Annotated in this window: 15 protein-coding genes; 2 read left to right on the plus strand and 13 right to left on the minus strand. The window is 34.9% G+C overall.

Features of this window, described 5'->3' with window-relative positions; genetic code table 11:
- Nucleotides 1–32: 32 nt before the first annotated feature.
- The 11 genes from KO505_RS07190 to KO505_RS07240 all read right to left on the minus strand — a co-directional run bounded on the left by KO505_RS07190 (nt 33) and on the right by KO505_RS07240 (nt 14,129).
- A complete protein-coding gene (locus KO505_RS07190) occupies nt 33–386 on the minus strand; it encodes a four helix bundle protein (protein ID WP_216054775.1) in 354 nt (117 codons plus the stop codon).
- Nucleotides 387–488: 102 nt separating this feature from the next.
- Nucleotides 489–3,299 (minus strand): SLBB domain-containing protein, encoded by a 2,811-nt coding sequence (locus KO505_RS07195; protein ID WP_216054776.1) that lies wholly within the window; start codon nt 3,297–3,299, stop codon nt 489–491.
- A gap of 115 nt (nt 3,300–3,414) precedes the next feature.
- On the minus strand, nt 3,415–4,428 hold the full coding sequence (galE, locus tag KO505_RS07200; protein ID WP_216054777.1) for a UDP-glucose 4-epimerase GalE: 1,014 nt from the start codon (nt 4,426–4,428) through the stop codon (nt 3,415–3,417).
- Nucleotides 4,429–4,867: 439 nt separating this feature from the next.
- Nucleotides 4,868–5,752 carry a hypothetical protein gene (locus KO505_RS07205; RefSeq protein ID WP_216054778.1) on the minus strand — a complete coding sequence of 295 codons (885 nt, stop codon included), beginning with the start codon at nt 5,750–5,752 and terminating at the stop codon, nt 4,868–4,870.
- Between the two features lie 3 nt (nt 5,753–5,755).
- A complete protein-coding gene (locus KO505_RS07210; RefSeq protein WP_216054779.1) occupies nt 5,756–6,796 on the minus strand; it encodes a hypothetical protein in 1,041 nt (346 codons plus the stop codon).
- 3 nt (nt 6,797–6,799) lie between these two features.
- On the minus strand, nt 6,800–7,615 hold the full coding sequence (locus KO505_RS07215) for a phosphorylcholine transferase LicD (protein WP_216054780.1): 816 nt from the start codon (nt 7,613–7,615) through the stop codon (nt 6,800–6,802).
- Entirely contained in the window at nt 7,612–8,733 is a 1,122-nt protein-coding gene (locus tag KO505_RS07220) for a hypothetical protein (protein WP_216054781.1), read from the minus strand. The genes KO505_RS07215 and KO505_RS07220 overlap by 4 nt, the downstream gene beginning before the upstream one ends.
- Before the next feature lie 12 nt (nt 8,734–8,745).
- Nucleotides 8,746–9,564 carry a glycosyltransferase gene (locus KO505_RS07225; RefSeq protein WP_216054782.1) on the minus strand — a complete coding sequence of 273 codons (819 nt, stop codon included), beginning with the start codon at nt 9,562–9,564 and terminating at the stop codon, nt 8,746–8,748.
- A 1-nt stretch (nt 9,565) separates the two neighbouring features.
- Complete coding sequence (locus KO505_RS07230; RefSeq protein ID WP_216054783.1) at nt 9,566–10,471, minus strand: sugar transferase; 906 nt, start codon at nt 10,469–10,471, stop codon at nt 9,566–9,568.
- A gap of 16 nt (nt 10,472–10,487) precedes the next feature.
- On the minus strand, nt 10,488–11,399 hold the full coding sequence (locus tag KO505_RS07235) for a Wzz/FepE/Etk N-terminal domain-containing protein (protein ID WP_216054784.1): 912 nt from the start codon (nt 11,397–11,399) through the stop codon (nt 10,488–10,490).
- 6 nt (nt 11,400–11,405) lie between these two features.
- Nucleotides 11,406–14,129, minus strand: coding sequence for an SLBB domain-containing protein (locus KO505_RS07240; protein ID WP_216054785.1), 2,724 nt, complete (start codon nt 14,127–14,129; stop codon nt 11,406–11,408).
- A 293-nt stretch (nt 14,130–14,422) separates the two neighbouring features.
- Here KO505_RS07240 and KO505_RS07245 point away from each other — a divergent pair, with 293 nt between their 5' ends.
- The gene (locus tag KO505_RS07245; RefSeq protein WP_216054786.1) at nt 14,423–14,941 is read left to right on the plus strand and encodes a hypothetical protein; all 519 of its coding nucleotides are present in this window, start codon (nt 14,423–14,425) and stop codon (nt 14,939–14,941) included.
- A 23-nt stretch (nt 14,942–14,964) separates the two neighbouring features.
- Here the strand turns inward: KO505_RS07245 and miaE are convergent, their stop codons facing one another.
- Together miaE and KO505_RS07255 are read right to left on the minus strand one after the other, a co-directional pair.
- On the minus strand, nt 14,965–15,729 hold the full coding sequence (gene miaE, locus KO505_RS07250; RefSeq protein WP_216054787.1) for a tRNA isopentenyl-2-thiomethyl-A-37 hydroxylase MiaE: 765 nt from the start codon (nt 15,727–15,729) through the stop codon (nt 14,965–14,967).
- A 132-nt stretch (nt 15,730–15,861) separates the two neighbouring features.
- Nucleotides 15,862–17,886, minus strand: a complete 2,025-nt coding sequence (locus KO505_RS07255; RefSeq protein WP_216054788.1) for a winged helix-turn-helix domain-containing protein — start codon at nt 17,884–17,886, stop codon at nt 15,862–15,864.
- A gap of 147 nt (nt 17,887–18,033) precedes the next feature.
- On the opposite strand from KO505_RS07255, the gene KO505_RS07260 reads away from it, so the two are divergent.
- Nucleotides 18,034–18,828 carry a hypothetical protein gene (locus tag KO505_RS07260; protein WP_216054789.1) on the plus strand — a complete coding sequence of 265 codons (795 nt, stop codon included), beginning with the start codon at nt 18,034–18,036 and terminating at the stop codon, nt 18,826–18,828.
- Nucleotides 18,829–18,851 lie beyond the last annotated feature (23 nt).

Genomic DNA, 18,851 nt, shown 5'->3' on the forward strand with positions numbered 1-18,851 from the left:
TACAATTTAGAATTTAGAATTTAGAATTTAGATTATTTGTCTAGTTTTTGGCGCTTTGATTTTAACAAGCCACCTAACATTTTGTTAATCTCTTCTACTTCTTTAATCCATTTCATTCCTTGTGTTTTATCAATCATACTTGCTTCTAAACCAATGTATAACTGAGTTATTGCTTCTGCACTTGAGCCTTTTGCAATATTAAGATATCGCATGCATTCTTTAATACTTTCTCTATCTTCACCTTCCGTTATGTTCGAAGGTATTGATAATAGTGAACGAGTTAATTGATCTCTATATCCGAAATCTTTTATGTTGTTTCGAACTTTGTAGACTTCAGCTGTAAGCCGAGCGCTTCGTTTCCATACTTCCAATTGTTTAAATTGCATGATATTTCCTTATAACTGCAACATCTCGAGTTTCGAGTTTCGAGTTTCGAGTTTCGAGTTTCGAGTTTCGAGTTTCGAGTTTCGAGTTTCGTAAAATGATTTTTATAAAGCCGCTATTAACGCAAGTGTTGTTGCAGATTGCGCCAATATACTGGTTACGGTTTGCCATAATGTTAATGTTGGTATTGGTTGTACATTGGCAGGCACCATTACGGTATCACCAGGCTCAATGTCCACACCTAACCAACTATCTACCACAATACGTCCATTGGCTTTGATTAAATAAGTATCATCATCTTCTGCAATCTGGTTAAAACCACCTGCACCAAATACATAATCTTTCATACTCATGCCTTCAGTCCAGGGTAATGTAGTTGGTTGATACACTTGGCCTAACACACTCACTTCAAAAGATTTGCGTGGTACAATTAACCTGTCACCGTCTCGTAGCTCTATAGAGCTTTCTAAGCTGGTGAAGTGTTCAGGCTCAACAACCATTCTCCCTACCGCCTCGGCTGATTCTAACGAATCTAACATTTGCTCTAAGTTGTCGTTTTCACCACCTGAAAGTTGACCAACATTATATCTAGCGGTTACCAATTGTTTTTTAAGTTCTTTTTGTGCTTGAGCTAATATTCTATCTTCTTTCTCTTTTAGGTATTCACGAGTAAACACGCCCGCTTTAGGCGCGGCATATTCAGTAAAACCACCTGCACGCTGGATCAGCTGAGCTAAGGTTTCACCACGTTTAATCGTGTATTTACCTGGGAATTTAAATTCCCCTTTTAATTCAACCACCTCGGTTTGTTTCCAGTCTGGTATGCGTTTTATAAATATTGCATCACGTGGTTTTAACTTAAATTGTGAAGTTAATTCGTCAGTTAACGGCTCAGTAGATAAATCAAACTTTGAATCATCAACCCCGTTAGAAGTAAATCTTGAAAGGTTAAAATCAACTAAATAACTGGCTTCTGTATACCCACCGGCAGCTGCCAATAATTGTTTTACAGTCATCCCTTCTGCAAGGGGGTATTCACCAGGGAAACGCACCTCCCCTTGAATGGACACTAACAAACGCTCATTGTCTTTGCTGGTCTGTTGATTTATTTCTTCTATTAAGTCCGCAATTAAAAAATCACGAGGTTCATTTATATTAAATATATACAGTTTATCTTGTGATTTCAGTTGTAACTCTGTGTTTTCTAACAAAGACAATACTTCAAAATCAGTTATATTTTTTTCAATATTCACTCGTTTTATCAATGCATAATTTAAATCCGTTGATTCTTTAATATCATGCGCTGATTTGATTAAATCCTGTACCGTCATTTTGTCGGTTAACGGGTATTCACCTGGTAGTTCAACATTACCTATCACTTCTACAAGTTGAGTTGGATTGGTTCTTGTTGCTTGGGACTTTAATCTGGCAATAATACTTTCAATATTACGCGGTTCATCCGCACTAAAAACCCAGATTTCATCACGACTACTTAACTCGATATTATATTTACTTGTTGGTTGTTCAAAAGCTTTGCGTAAAGAAATGGAAAGCGTTGAAATGGTTCTTACTAATTTATCTTCACGAACAATTAATCCGTACTCCAAGTCAGGGTTAGATTTTAATTGCTTTATATTGCCAATGACATCTAATAATTTTAAGCCTTCTTTGTACCCATATACGCCTGCTCTATTAACATGACCATTTAAAACAACCACATTTTCAACTTGCTCTAATACGGAGCCGACTACCAAAGTATCTGCGTTTCTTAAGGGCGTATTTGCTTCTATTTTATTAGCTAAGTCAATATCGATTAACGTACTTAATCCATTCTCATTGATTCTTTGTAATTTAGACGATTTTATAAATGCATTGGTAGCACCACCACCTGCAAGATTGAACATTTCCAGCGCTGTTTCATTACCTTTTAATTCATAAAAAGCGGGACGTTTAATCGCCCCTTTTACACCGACAACATCTCCTGAAGGTGGCACAAATACAACATCTCCAGGCAACAAATTCATGTCATTGGCGGTATCGCCTTTTAATAAGAAATCATACAAGTCTAATGAAGTAATTAATTTCCCTCGTCGCTTTAGCTGCACATTTCTTAACGTACCAACATTTGAAATTCCACCAGCTGAAAAAATAGCATGGGTAATGGTAGAAAGTGAACTCAGGGTATAACTACCAGGCTGTACAACATCGCCTAATACAAATACTTTAATACTGCGTAACTCCCCCATTGTGACTAGCGCTTTTAGCCCGATAACCTTTTGCTCTAACTGTTGGGTGTATAATTCTTTGAATTCAGAAAAACTTAATCCTGCTACTGGTATTGGCCCAGTTTCTGGGGTAATGAAAACGCCATTTCTATCAATAACAACGGATAGGCTCTGAATTTCTTTTCCGTATAACTGAAGGTTTATTTCATCTCCAGGACCTAATATATAACCAGCAGGAACAGGTACATTTTTTAATGGAGCAAATCCATTATTTTCACCAGAAAATATTTCATAGCCAAATGGTTTTAGAGGTTCTTCTTCAGGTACTTCAACTTTATTAGCACTTTGTTCAGATAGGTTAATCGAAGTGTCATTGTCATCAACCTGATCAACTAAATTAGTTAAGTTGACATCATTAAAATTTTTAACATTTGATTTGGTTTCTTGAATAAATTCATTTTTGTTTTGTTTTATTTTTTTTGCAGGTAGATTGCGTTCTTCATCATATTCACCTGTTGAAGAACCTTTACTTGGCACTAATGAATCTAAATCAATACCATATTGTTTAGCTAATGCTTCTTGTTGAGCACGAGGAAGGTTTTTTAATTGCTCAATTTGGGCTGCTGAGGGAGTGATAGCAAATATCGAAAGCGAGAAAAATATTACGCTTAGAGAAAACAAAAACTTCATTTAGAGCATCCATAACTTAGGTTTTAATATTACGGACGCTAATCTAACAAAAATTACTATAAATAACAGCACAAACTTTAGACTAAACCGTCTACTGTTTAATTATCAAGCTACTCTATTCATACCCATTAGGGTTTTTAGATTGCCATCGCCAGGTGTCTTCAAGCATTCGATTTAAGTCGTACTCTGCTTCCCAACCTAATTCTACTTTAGCCAAGCTTGCATTGGCCCAGCACTCAGCAATATCACCAGGTCTTCTATCAACGACTTTATAAGGTATTTTTTTCCCCGATACCACTTCAAATTCTTTTATTATACTAAATACAGAATACCCTTTTCCTGTACCTAGATTATAAGTAAAACAGCCATGCTTTTTACTCTGATTCACAAGAGCCTTGATATGACCTTTGGCCAAATCGACAACATGAATATAGTCTCTAATGCCTGTACCGTCGGGGGTATCATAGTCCTCACCAAAAACCCTTAGCTTATCTAATTTACCAACTGCTACTTGCGAAACATAAGGTAATAAATTATCAGGTATACCGTTTGGATCTTCACCAATTAATCCAGATTCGTGTGCGCCAATTGGATTGAAATATCTTAAAATTGAAATTGACCATTTATGTTCCGATTTTGCAAGATCTGTTAGTATTTCTTCCACGGTCAATTTTGACTGTCCATAAGGGTTAGTCGCGCCAGTAGGAAAGCCTTCTGTAATTGGAACTGCGTTTGGATCGCCATAAACCGTTGCAGAAGAACTAAACACGAATTGGTAAATACCTGCACGCTTTAATTCCTCTAAAAGAATAATTGTATTGGCAACATTATTTTTATAATACTTCAAAGGGTTTTGGCTTGACTCACCAACAGCTTTAAATGCTGCAAAATGGATGACTGCTTGAATATCGGTATGCTCATTTAATAAACTTCTTACTGAATCAGATTTTCCAATATCTAGTTGATAGTAATCAAAATCTTTTCCTGTAATCTTTTTCACTCTTTCAAGCGCTTCAATTGAGGAATTGGATAAATCATCTGCAATAACAACCTCAAATCCTGAATTGAGTAGCTCTACTACAGTGTGAGAGCCTATAAAGCCAGCTCCCCCGGTAACTAATATCTTCATTTATAGACAACTCACAAGTTAATTTATCTGTTATGGTAGAAGTTTGTAACGGACTAAACAATCTCTATTGTTGAGAAATATTAAGGTCATCAAACATATCAGCCCAGTCTGACCTCAAGTTCAAAATGACTGTTTCATACTTTTCAATATCGTTTCTAAGTAGTTCCAAAGATCCCTCTTAGAAATTATGCCACATATTGAATATATTCAAAAATTTCTTTCTGTTATTCATAGATATAAAATAACTTTTTTAAAGCATTACAACTTTCACTGAATATACCTACATACACTTTATCAGCAAGCCCTTTTATTCAACTTAACATAACCTATTTTGGATAAATGAAAAAAGTATGTAAAAACAATTACAGAGTTTTTTGGCTCATATCTATTTAACTAAACTGAAATGTACGATTATTTTAACAAATTTTTTAGCTAATACTTATCCTATACCAAAAAACTTTAATGTTCGTATAAGAAGAGTAAGGAAAACCACAATGACAGATAAAAGAAGAAATACATTGTACTTTTTAGATACTTGATTTTGATCATTAAACTTTGGGACAGTACTATTAGCTATCACTAAAATAGCAATAACCATTAATAATCTTCCAGAAACAATAGCAAAACCTGAACATACTACACATAACAATATAAATGCTCTTACTTCATTTTGTTTAACTTGCTCCTGATTAGTTTGTTCTTCTAATTGTTTTTTAAAGACCTCAAAAATTGCTATAGCGAATAAAAATAACTGACCAGCTAACGATATAGGGTCTAAATAAATACTGCCTGAGTAATCGTAACCTATTGCTCTTCCAATGCTTAAAATGACCTCTTTTAGCGCAAATCCAACAACATATGCTGTGATTAGATAAATGATGAACCAATTACTTTGTTTAAACTTTGTAAACCAATGAATGAAATAAGCGGCTAAAGTAAGTACAAATGCAGCTGGATGGAATAGAAAACTAATTAAAATTGCAGGTTTGTAATATCGCAACCCAGCTATTGAAACCATAGCTCCCGTAAAGAATCGAGTTTGTTCATTTAGAATGTGACCAATTAATACTAATAGCGTTATCATCAAGAGTAAGTTAGAAGTAATTAGTGCTATAGAAATAGACATAATAAATAAGTAAGTAATATGTAGTAAGATATATTCTAAGCCGAGCTGAAAATAGAACTTGGATAACGTTACAAAAACAATGCCATAACTTTCTTGCTGCTTTTTGAAGGCGCTTTCTAGCATTTGATAATCGTGAGCATACTCGTTAGTTAAAAAAAGAACTAAAAATATACAAATCAGTTTTACTAAAAATCTCATAAGTTACTTTAACAATGAACGCGCGCATATTAATGCTTTAAATTGATCTAACCTCTTATTATTAACCACCTGGTTAATTGTACTTAAATAATCTTGCTCATTAATTATTGACTCTGAAATTATTATTTTAGGGTAATCTTTAATATCGTTAAAAAACACACATTTTTTGGTAACTACAACCCATAAGTTTTGCTGAATAGCTTCAGCTATGACTCTAGGAAAACCTTCGTAATACTCGAAACTAATACATATTAGTGTGTTGTAATTAGATAACACTGCTTGTATTTTACTTGGTGGAACAACGCCTTTTGTATTATAAATCCCTGAAAAATTTTTATTTAATGCCTCACCCGGACCATAAATATCTATTGGACTTCCAATAGCCTGTGCAAAACGAAACATTTCTTTATTATTAGCAAATTTAGTCGTTCTTCCTAGAGCGATCATTTCAAAGTTAAATTCGCTCTCTATTAATGATCCAGTCAAATAATCAATTAAATAAGTGCCATTTTTTATACCAAAATTATCTCCAACCTGTTTTCCTGTAAAATAGAATTTTACACCCTTAGATTCAAGCCGTTTAAAACATACTTTTAGGATTGCCCCATATATAAACCGGACAACATTTATTAGTGATGGAACTTCTTTTAAATAACTCCATGTCATTCTATTAGCACAAATATGGACATTAAGTTTATTTTGTACTTCTTTTTTCCATATTTGCGCAATTAACATTGGTACTAATGATGGTGCTCTCACCCATACTAGATCTGCATTGGAAATATCAGTTCTGATTTTATTTGCTTTTGTTTTGGCGGCACTTCTATAATTACGATTAAATAAGTAGTTTTTCAAATAATCAATAGTCCCCTTAGAAGAAGGTAAATTTATTACTCCATCTTTGTCAGGCTCATTTCCGCGCATTATGTAAGTAACATTGTCATTAGAAAAATATTCTTCTAACCAAGCCACTGTAGGATTGCTTCCAACAATCCCTTTTAAAAATGCCATCTCAGCAAGAACAGCTACAACTTTCTTGGACATGATTTATTTATTCACTTTTTTTACATCAATTATATGTTGAAAACGTGCGTTTTCTGGCGGTAGCTGCATGAAATCACCAAACCGGCATGTTAAATATGCAACATGGTCTTTTGGGCCTTTAAATTTGTGACCATTTACATCAAAGTCTTTTTTAGCAGGCCACATTTGCTCAGGTTTGATTGTTAAGTTATGAAATGGAGTTTCGACCCCGTAACCAACAAAAAAGTCATCACCGGTTTTAGATTCAAATTGCTTTAACCAATTCACCAATTTATTGTTTATTTTATTAATCAGCGATTTTGGAATTAAACCTACCACTTTAAAAATGCTTCGTTGGCTCAAACTGCGATTTCTCATGGAGAATTGGCTTAACGATTTAGCCAAAACAACGTAGCCCCAATAACGATTAGCGAATCTACCTAACTTACTTTTTGGGTAAATATCTATTGGAAAAATATCTAGAAATAATCCATAAGGGTTAAATTCCGGCATTCCGTTTTCTTTTTCGTTAATTTCAGCAACTCTTGTTGTTGGGTCATATAATTTTGCAGGAGTCCCCACTTTATAATACGAATCATCTTTGGTAGTAATTAACTGATAAAATTCAGAGGTAGGCCATAATTGTAAAAATTTATCAAAGTCAGCTCTTGGCATTACTACATCAAAATCATCGTCCCACGGGATAAAACCTTGATGCCTGACTGCACCGATCAAACTACCACCACATATTGAATACTCTAATTGATGTGTTTCACAAAATTCATCAAATTTGATAGCAATTTTTAACATTTCTTCTTGAATATAGTTTAGATCGATCATTGTTGTCCTTTAGTATTGCTTAATAATGAACTTCGTCTTATTAAATAATTTAATAGTGTGCCTAATGTAAATAATTCAAAGCCGTAAAGTTCAGCTTTTGGAATAAAAATAATTGGAAGTAACAAAGTTAATGCGGCTAATACCCCCCCCAAATTATACCATCGGTTTGGATTAAAGAGTTGTTGAGCAAGCTGACCAATTAACACATTGATAATACATAAAATAAAAAATACAGCATGTTGTTGCCAATAAATGCTCCCAACTAAACTAAAAACAACCACAGGCATTAATGACCATTTAATTATTGCTTTAAACTTAGTTTTTACTCCTGAAGTTAGATAAACATTATTGTCTTTTCTAAATAGGACGGTAGTTATTACAGCACTTGCACGCTCTAATATCCTTAAGGTCCTTTCTAAAAAAACAACTATCGTTGAAGTATGGGTATAATTAACAAGAACAATTGACATGAATGTTAACCAGCTTAGAGAAAATAAAACCCCAGATGTTATGAAAGGAATATAATTCTGTAAAAAAGCTCTAAGTTTCATTATCTCCTTACTTTTGTATTTTAATATTACATAGAGAGTTATAAATATATTTATAACTACGGTTCCGACTACAAAATACCAAACAGGTAATTGTTGCTCCAGTACATAAGCTAAAATACTTATTTTTAAAATTGTTTCTAACCAAGCCAAAAATATAGGTAATTTTCGTTTGCCTAAGAGAAATAAGAATCCCCAACTAGGTAGCGACCCTAAAATAATAAATACAATCAATAACTTAGTATAAGTAAATTCAAAAACAACAAAATTAACATCTATTACGAACAAAGGAGATAATAATACAAAACGAGAAATGATATAGCTATTATAGAAACCAAAAATAGAGTTATGTGAATCCTCTCTTCTAGTCAAATACTGACAGGTATTTGCATAACCACTAGATAATAATCCAATACCAAATGTTGCTGTATAAAAACCAAGCATATTTTGAGCCGCGTTTTCATACTGATATATTAATATTGGCGCAATAATACCAAATAGAAGCTGTGGTATATAAAGTAGTATTCCATCACTTAATTTTTTAAAAAGCTTTAATATTTTTGCTTTCATTATTTACAAACTCTAGCTTTTTTTTCTAAGTAAAAATTTATATACGCTGCTCATGATACGAACTGGAAGTACTCTAGTGGAGCTCCTAAGAATAAACGAAACTAACAATTTAAATGGAGAGGCTAATTTTAATTTTTGTTTCAATTGTAATAATAAGTATTCAGATTTAACATATTTAAGCCCTAACCGACGAGCTACCATGCCATTACCAATCCTTGCATCGACTAATATTTGCTCCTTATTTTTAGTAGAGTAACCTGCAGTTATCATTCTTAACCATAGTGCGTAATCTTCCATAAAATGAAGCTCTTGATAACTTCCAACTTCCAAAACCAAAGACTTTTTAAACATAACGGTCATATGATTAAAAGGGTTTTTATAAACGCTTTCTTCCTTGATAAAGTCTGTAGTAGCACCTTGCCTTACCAGCCCTAAATCTCCAGGAATTAAATTAAACTCTTCTATAGCGGAGCCAACTATTGCTAAGCTTGAGTCGTTAGCAAACTCAGCTAATTGAACTTCAAACCTATTTGGTCTGTTTATATCATCTGTATCAACCCTTGCAACTAACTCATTGCGGCAAACACTTAACCCTTTGTTAAGAGCTTTACCTAAACCTACATTTTCTTCAATCACAACCGTTGTAATTGGTAAACGTGATTTCCATGCATTTAATACATCCAACAAATCATTAGTCAGGGGACCATCTTGTACTACAACCACTTCATCTGGCTGAATACTTTGAGCTTCAATACTCTTTAATGCTGAAGTTAAAAAGTCAGGTTCTTCGGCAATATACAAAGAACAAAGTACGGAAAATGAGTTAATCAAGCTATCGTCCCATGCCAAAAAGTACGACTTTTACTGTTTTTAATATTATGTATAAATCAAAAAGAGTACGATGATGTTTTATATAATATATATCGTACTTATGTTTCCAGATTGCATCTTCTAAAGAAGCTCCATATGGGTAAGATACCTGTGCTAAACCTGTTACCCCCGGTTTTACTGAGTGACGAAACCTGTAATATGAAATGTCTTTTTCCAAATCTTTAACAAAAACTTCTCTCTCAGGTCTTGGACCAACTAAAGACATTTCCCCCAGGATCACATTGACCAACTGAGGTAATTCGTCAATTCGAGTCTTTCGTATAAAATGACCAACTTGAGTTACTCTATCGTCATTTTTTTGTGCCCACTGCGCACCTGAACTTTCTGCGTCAGTGCGCATTGAGCGAAACTTTAAGACTTTAAACTCTTTATTAAAAAGACCAACTCTTTTTTGTGAGTAAAAAATAGGGCCCTCTGAGCTAATCTTAATAGCGATAGCTGTTGCAATCATAATAGGCAACGTCAACAGTAGTAAAATCATAGAAAAAAATAAGTCGAGTATTCTTTTCACCACTTGTGTTCGTTTAGTCGATAAAATAGTAAACGCTTTCGTATGCAAAAAGTAACTACTTTGTAACAACTCAACTTCTGTATAACCTAAAACTCTATCAAGAAAGCTCACTAATGGCTCAACCCATGCCCCTCTTTCGGTTGCATTAACTAAAAAGTTTCGCTCTTCTTTAGATACAAGGCTTAATTCATGATGTAGTAATATCTTACCTTTAAATGACGTTAAATTGTGTTCATTGAAAATTACCTCAACGTCATATGGTTGGAGGGTTTGTCTTATTTTTTCAAGTGAACTTTCTGAACAATAAATGTATATCTTTTTTTGCTTTATTTTCATTAATACAATTACCTATTTAAAAACGATTTTTAAAAGTTACAAATAAAACTAGAATACAAGATAGAAAAAAGCCTAGTAATGCGCCAACAACAACTATTAAGCCCCTTGATGGCTTATATTTTCTTTCTGTAACAATGGGGCTATCTATTACTTTAAGCACGTAATCCACTTTTACTTTTGTCAACATAACGGTCCGATATTGTTGCTCTATTAGTTGATAAAACATACTACGCATCTCAGCTACATTGGTAGTTTCTAACTCGCTTTCCAAAAATTGTATCGTTTTTTCGGCTTCTTCTAACTCTTGCAGTTGAATAACCTTATTCAAACGGCTGATCAAATTAACAACTATTTCTTTAGCTAAGTATGGTGAGTAATGGTTAACAGCAATTGTAACAAAACCAGTTTCTTCATCTCTGTTAATTAGCAAATTGTTTTCTATAAAGTAATCATATAACTCTTGAAAACTAGGTTTTGATTTGTAAGGTGCACTCACTTCTCGCACCCAGGAATTTGTATTTACATCAAAAACACTTTCATCATATATTAAAGTGTTAGTAGATCTCTCCCAACCTTTAGCGGCTATTATATCTTTGGCTAAATCCTTCTCTTTAAAGTAATTAAAAAGAAAATCACGTGATTTTAACACTTCCAATGCCAATGAAACTTTGTCAGTCGACCTCCCCCCTAGATTTACACCAGCTAATGCTGCTATACCTCCAAGCTGCCCTGACATACCAGCAATACCACCGCTACTTTCTTCGCTATTAGGTGCTAATAAAGCTTTAGATTGATATATATTTGGTAATACTAAAGCTATGCAAACTGATATAACTACGAGCAATGAAGTAATCGTTGCGATCATTAACTTTTTTCGCCATAAAGCGACAATTACCTCTTGGATATCTATTACTTTTACATTTTCCATTTCAGCCTACCTAAAACTACTTAACGCAGCTAAACCAACTGTTAACTGATAAAATATGGATGTTGCTTTTTCCCAAAGCGTTAATCTATCTGTGTAACTCGCATCTAGTGGCACCACGACAGTGTCTCCAGGGTGAATACTTGCTCGTTTGTCGGTACCAAACCATTTATCTAAATCAGGGATATCGACTAAACCGTTTGCTCTTATAATATAAACTCTGTCATCGTCAGCTTGTGCACGGTATCCGCCACTTGAGTTGATGTATTTTTTAGCGGTCCATTCAGGGTTATACATATGAGAGGTGGCTACTTGTACCTCACCAATTACATTCACTTCATTACGATAAGAAGGCACGATAAGTTTATCACCACTTTCTAGCTTTATGTCGTCTCTATTACCAGCGATTATGTCTTCCAAGTCTATAATTAATCGTCCGATACCCGGGGTTTCAGAAAGTGCGGTTACCAGTTTATTCACGTCGTTTACATTTACATTTGATACCGAAGAACTCATGGATTTTAAAGCAAGTTCTTTATTTAACATTCTCGCCATGTCTTGAGCTTGTTGTTTTTCCAGTTTTCTCAACGATTCTCTCGTGAAGAATGCAGCGTCTAAAGATGCAAATTCGGTTAAACCACCGGCTCTCTCAATGACTTGAGTTAAGGTTTCATTTTCTTTAACTGTGTACTCACCAGGGTAACGCACTTCACCTTCTAAGGTGATTTTTAACTCTTCGTTCCAATTAGCTTGTTTAAATACATTAATTACATCACGACCTTCAAGCTTGATATTTTCAGACTCTACCCCTGATAATGCAGCCGACAAACTTGCGGACATATGTTGCGTGGACACGGTCTCATCTACATCAGTAGTTATTCTTGATATTTCAGTGCGATACAAACTAGCAGACTCTTTTAACCCACCTGCTGCAATGACGGCATCCGTGACTGTAGATTTGCCATTAATAGGGTAAATACCAGGGAAGCGTACTTCACCTCTTACTTCCACTAATTTTACTTTGGCTCCAGGTGTTACTTTTTGCTCCAACAATTGTTTGATTGGATATAACAATTGATGACGAGACATTTGTTGTGTGCTGATAAGTGCTTGGTGCTTTTCTACTAAATTACCAAACAAGATTTTGTATAAATAATTAGTTTTCTGGCTCTCTTCTGCTTTTAAGGCTTCTTCATCACCGTAAATAGCAGAAAGCTCTTCTAGTGCAACACGGTAGTTTTGGTTTTTAACACCTTGAGGCGTATTTAGTTGGTTTATTCTTTCTTCTAATTTCACTTCTTTTTCAAGGTCGTCAATCATTAACCCTTGTTCTTTGTAATAGTGTTCTTTACCTAAGCTGTTAAAAAATAATACCAAATCGTTTTTATGTAACGGTATTACGTCTTTGCCTTGAATGACGTTAATAGGTGAGAATTGTTTAATATTGAAGGTTTGATAAAAGTTACCAACCGAACGAACAATGATCCCGTAATCAAAGTCAGCACCAATTAAAAGGTCTGCTGGATTAGTTAAAATATCATTTAACCTCATCCCTTCTTGCCAACTTTGAGCACCTGGTCTAGACACATAACCTGCTAAGTTTACCGCTTCGCCGATACGTTCTATGTTTTTATGAACTTTAACAATATCGCCGTTATGTATTAGCTGCGTTTTACTATTACTGTTTGTTAAGTCGATGGTGTTAATTTTTCTTAACTGCTGAGAATCAAATGTAGAAAGTTGTACTGACTTGGCATAACCCTGTGGTGTTAAACCACCAGCGAATTCCAGCAGTTGTGCTAAGGTTTCGTTAGATTTAACTTCATATATGGCAGGACGTCGAACTTCTCCCATAACCGTAACTTGGTTAGCGATTGGAGCAACGAATATCACGTCGCCCTGCTGTATTCTTTGATCTGTGGTTACATTTCCTTTGAGCATAAACTCATAAAGGTCAAAATGAGCAAGTGTTTTGCCTGAACGTTTAAGTTGTATATTTCTTAGTGAACCAACTTCATTTGGGCCGCCACTAATAAACAACGCATTTGAAATTGTCGATAGACTTGATAGTAAATAAGCACCAGGTTTTTTGACATCACCCAGAACGTAAACTTGAACACTTCTTAATTCACCAATGGAGACAACGGATTTCATTCCGATCATTTTTGTCGAAATGATATTGGCAATATACTGTTTTACTTCACTATAACTTAAACCAGCCACTGAGATTGGTTCCAATCCTGGTATGGTGATTTTGCCTTCGTTGTTTACCGTCAACAGATGTTCTTGGGACTCTTTACCAAACAAAGAGATGTTAATACTGTCTCCACTGCCAATGATATAATCCGAAGGCACAGGGATATTACCTTGAGGTAAAAATGCATCCTGCATTTGTTCAAACATCTCATAACCAAACGGTTTTAATTCTTTGTCTTCTTCGGCGGTTTTTTCAACCTGACGTAATGGATTGTTATTGCCATTTAAATACTGTGTTTCAGGTGTTGTTGTTTCTTCCGAAGATTTAACTCCACTCATATTAGAATTGAGCAATGACAAATCGAACCCGAATTGTTTTGCTAATGCAGTTTGTTGTGACTTTGGAAGTTTTTTAAATTGTTCTATCTGCGCAGCTGAAGGAGTGGTAGAGATCTGAGCACCAATAGAGAAACTAGTTAATGAAACTAATACTGTGCAAAATACTATTAAAAGAATGTTTTTACTGCCGTTAAACATATGTCGCTATTCCCTGAATTCTGTCTTTTTATGAAACATAAAAAATGTAATCGGCAATTGTAATCTAATTCTATTCTAGATGGCACTCATAATTTGTAGAATCCTTTAGTTATTGTCATGACTGATTAAAATACATTCCATAACCGTGAAGATCATCCCAAAAACTAACTTTCCCTTCTCATTTGACACCAACAGCCTTTATAAATGGATTAATTAACTTAATTTAATTTGCAAAATAACTATCCTTTTCTACAATTTCCTTTTAAGGGTAATTTACCATTCAAGGAACGAGTATGAACAATCATGGGTCTGCAGTTGCTATTGAATTATTATTTAACGATAAACGATTATCTGGCTTTGCTATTGCTCCAGATGAATATTACTGGTCTTGTTTAAATATCTTTGAATGTGATAAATCCGAATTAACTTACGACGATATAAAATATACTTCTGTTAATGAGATCCCTGAAAATACCTTTTTACACTTCCCTTGTTCAATTTCTATCTATAAATACTGCGATACCATCAGCATTGGCTTTATAAATAACGAGTTACATTTTCGGTTTTCCATGTCTTACAACTTAAGTACATGGGATGAGAACATTAACTTCCGTGGATTTTTTGAGTTACTGCATGATGACATTCAACAAAGCATGCTGTTAAAAGTGTCTGACTGTTATCACGATGAACAAGACTATTTATTAGAAGTAGAATTTAATGGCGATATGTCTGAAAGCATAAATAACCAAGTAGAATTGGTACTAAATACCGTACTAGAGTTTCATAAGTTTAATGTAAAGAATGTTATTTAGGCTATTCAATAAAGATATAAAAACTACCTGCCGCTCGGTATTCCGCTATGAAATTTAAAATCGTCATCCACCGATGTGATTAAATCTGATTCAACACCACCAAAATGAGTCACCCATTGTGTAATATCCGATTGAGCAATCTCTTCCGCCAATGTTAAATAGTCCTGATAATGGCGAGCTTCTGAACGTAATAAAGAGACGTAAAAGTCACCGAGTCTTTTGTCAACATAGGGTGCTAACTTTGCGAATCGTTCACAAGAACGAGCTTCTATATAAGCGCCACAAATAAGTTTATCCACTAAGGTTTGAGGTTCGTGCGTTTTAACATGTTTTAACATACCTTTTGCGTATCGCCCTGGTGTTATATGTTTATATTCCACATCGTATTCATCCATGATTTCTAATACTTGATAAAAATGATGTAACTCTTCTTTTATTAACAACACCATTTTATCTATCAACTCTTGTCCATAAGGTGAATTAGACTTAGGGAGCATCGACTTGGTTAGTTTATTTTTACTCGGTAATTCACGCCAATCTCCTTCTTTTTTATATATAAACTGTTCAAAAGGTTGTAGCCAATTTAATAGGGCATCCCCGCTTTCTTTGTCTACCGCATACTTGCGTATTAAATACATGGCTGATTGTGCGGCTTTAAGTTCGCAGACTAAATGATCAATTAATAACACAGGTAAGTTTTCAATTTTGATGGCTTCGTCAATCCAAGACTGTGGCGTTTCACATTTTAAAAATGACAATATCGGTGTTAATAATTCTTGATTAGACATTATGCAGCTTCTATCTGTTTTTAGGAGTGATTATGCCGTTGATTTTATCATAGGGTGTCTGACAACTCTGCGATTTTTTAGGATTTTTATTTGTTGAGCCATCAATATATTGAACAACTGGTCTGCCTTTATTTATAACCATTTTAGCTGCCAGATGTTACTAGTACGAAATTCGACGTGTTCACAGGCTAAAAGATCCTGACGAAATGACAAATGGCACCGATTCGGTTTTTCGTCGTCAAAATTTTTCAACGCCTGTCTATAACCCGAATTAATATCAATTACAAAGTACTGCTTACCTAGAAGGTAATAAATGGAATTGCCTCTTAATTGCCAATGCCGCCAACCTACAATAGGGAATGCATCGATCACTTTTGACTCTTCACTACTTGTTAAATCAAGTTTATATAACCCGTGATGATTAAACTTGGTAAAGTAAATAAATCTGCCCTCACCTTGAACACTATAGCCCCCTTTTTTTGTAACCTGTACAATCTCATCGTTACCTAAATCTAATTGCCATATATTCCACTGCCCGTCCACTTCGGCACTGAACATAATGGTTTGTCCGACAAAACTGACGTAATGCACTTTTTTATATTGCTGAGCCAGCGCTTGCCAACTTTTGTTATTAAGGGAATAAGCAAATAATCGGTTATTGATGCTTGAGACTAATATATCGTCGTCCGGTGACCACGCCATAACATCGACATATTCAATCTCACTATCAAAGGTGGCAACCTCCTCAGGTTTATTTTCTTCTTGTATATATATCTGTTTTTTACCCGTTCTATCCGATAGAAACGCCATAATATTCGAGCTATTACCTAAGGTAGGGTTGATGTTTGCTCCTCGGCTTGCCGTCATTGGATGTTTAAAGGTTCCATTATTACTATATCTAAATATGTTAATTGTGGTTCTACTCCACTCAGTCAATATTGATTTACCAGCCCCAATCGCAAGACGTCCATATTGGTCATTCATTTCTATTTTGTTAACGCTTAATTCCTTAACGCTAAACTCATACAAGCCGTCATTATTTGAGGCAAATATTTGATCATTAGTACGCCAAACCAATCCAAATACATTATTAATAAAAGGCAAGCTGATACTGGTTTTATTGTTGTTGATATCAACTATTTTTATCTCATCAATACCATCTCCTAGATACTCAACAATGGCTAACTTTTGATTGTCAGGTGATAACGAAAATACATAATCTCCAGTATTATTTCCTCGTTGTTGCGGATGTGTTATTTGTATTTTTCGTCCTGTATCTAACTGATAAGAGTACAGTGCATAAGGTTCTGAGATACTTGCTCGATACTGGTAAACTAACCGGTTATTGCTGTTGTCATAAACTATCTGGCTGATATTCCCTTCACCACAACCGAGTATTGAATCAACTTTTTGTGAATCCAGTTCAATTTTGACTATTTCACATTGTCTTTGTTGTAAATTATTAACTCTGCTGGCAAACACATAACCAGTATCCGCATATACGACGTCTGTATAATAATAGTCGTCATTGGTAATCGGAATTGATGGTTCTTGTTTCAAATAAATTTGAGCATTAGCGTTAAGACTTGAGCGATATAGGTACAACAAGGTATTGGATTTTTCATGGTAAAAAGGATTAAAAGCACTGCCGACTGATGTGGTTAGTGGTTGTCTCTCTGTAATGATCAACCTAGTTTTATCAAGACCAGACTTGGTGATTTGTAAATAGAATCCAACGATTATGAACAACAATATAAGGCTAATCCAGATTGCTTTATTCGTTATTACACTGGTATTAACCGTATTCGTTGGAGTTTGTAAGTTGTTAGAAATTGTGGCTTTGTTCGTGAGTACTTCCGGCGTAACGGTTAACTTGTAGCCCACTTTACTGACCGTTTTTATCCATTGTGGTGATGATGGATCGTCTTCTATAATTTTACGAAGCTCACCAACGGCTCGATTTACCGCCGCATCACTTACAATCCTGCCGTCCCAAACGTGTGTTATTAACTCTTCCCTTGAAATGGCTTCTGCTGGATGTAGACTAAAATATACCATCAAGTCAAAAACCCGTGGCTCACATTCAATTTGCATTGCACCTTTGGTTAACTTCACCTGTTCGGTGTCAACCACTATATCGCCAAACACAAATTGCATTTAAATCCTCGTTATCTTGCGTCATTACCATTTCATTATGAAAACATTGTTATCTCTTTATTGTGTTAAATCAATAAGCTGAGAAACTCCGGTTCCAATCTTTACCTCATAACTTAAACCGTATTAACTTTAAAACAAGGATATATCATGCGCATTTTATGTTTTGTAATATTTACGCTGCATTTTTTAATGGCTTGTTCAGGAAATAGCGCCAATAATAACGCCTCCATTTTTGATAACAGCAGTTCACATAAAAACACCAATTTATCGATACCTGACAATCGATATTCAAACACATACAAAATATTAATATTTGGAAATAGTCACGTTATTGGCCTAGACGAGGTGATTAGAGTGTTAATTAACAATGGGAATCCAGCGGCCGAAATTGAAATCGTCAATGCCGGGGGGGGGTTCTTAGATAACCAATCAACCCGAACGGCAAGAAGGGAGTTATTGGAAAGTAAACCATGGACCCATGTGATATTGCAGGGACAAAAGTACTCTCAATCCGGAGCTTATCGATACCCAACCACTCAGACTCGAATTTGGATAGATAAAACGAAACAGCTAGATGCAACACCAATCTTATTTCCAGAGCATCCACAGCGAGGCAGAACAAAAGAAGCGGCGCAAGTTCATCGAATCCATACAGGTATAGCCAAACTGCAAAAATCCTGTATTGCTCCTGTTGGATTAGCTTGGGACAAAGCCATTATTGAAGATCCTGAAATTCCATTACACAGCTCTGACGGTAATCATGCTTCAGAGTTAGGTTTACTATTAACCGCTTATGTTTTTTATGAAGTGATCACCGGAGAGTCTGCCACCCTGCTGCCTTTTATTGAAGAGATTATTGCCAATCAAGAAACACAATCGTTTCTGCGTCGCATGGCTTCAAAAACCATAGAGCTAAACCAACCCTGCAATTTTGCCATTTAATTATGTTGCCCTAAAATCTGCAC

The sequence above is a fragment of the Psychrosphaera sp. F3M07 genome, from assembly GCF_018860345.1.
In the GTDB taxonomy this organism is placed as follows: Bacteria; Pseudomonadota; Gammaproteobacteria; order Enterobacterales; family Alteromonadaceae; genus Psychrosphaera; species Psychrosphaera aquimarina.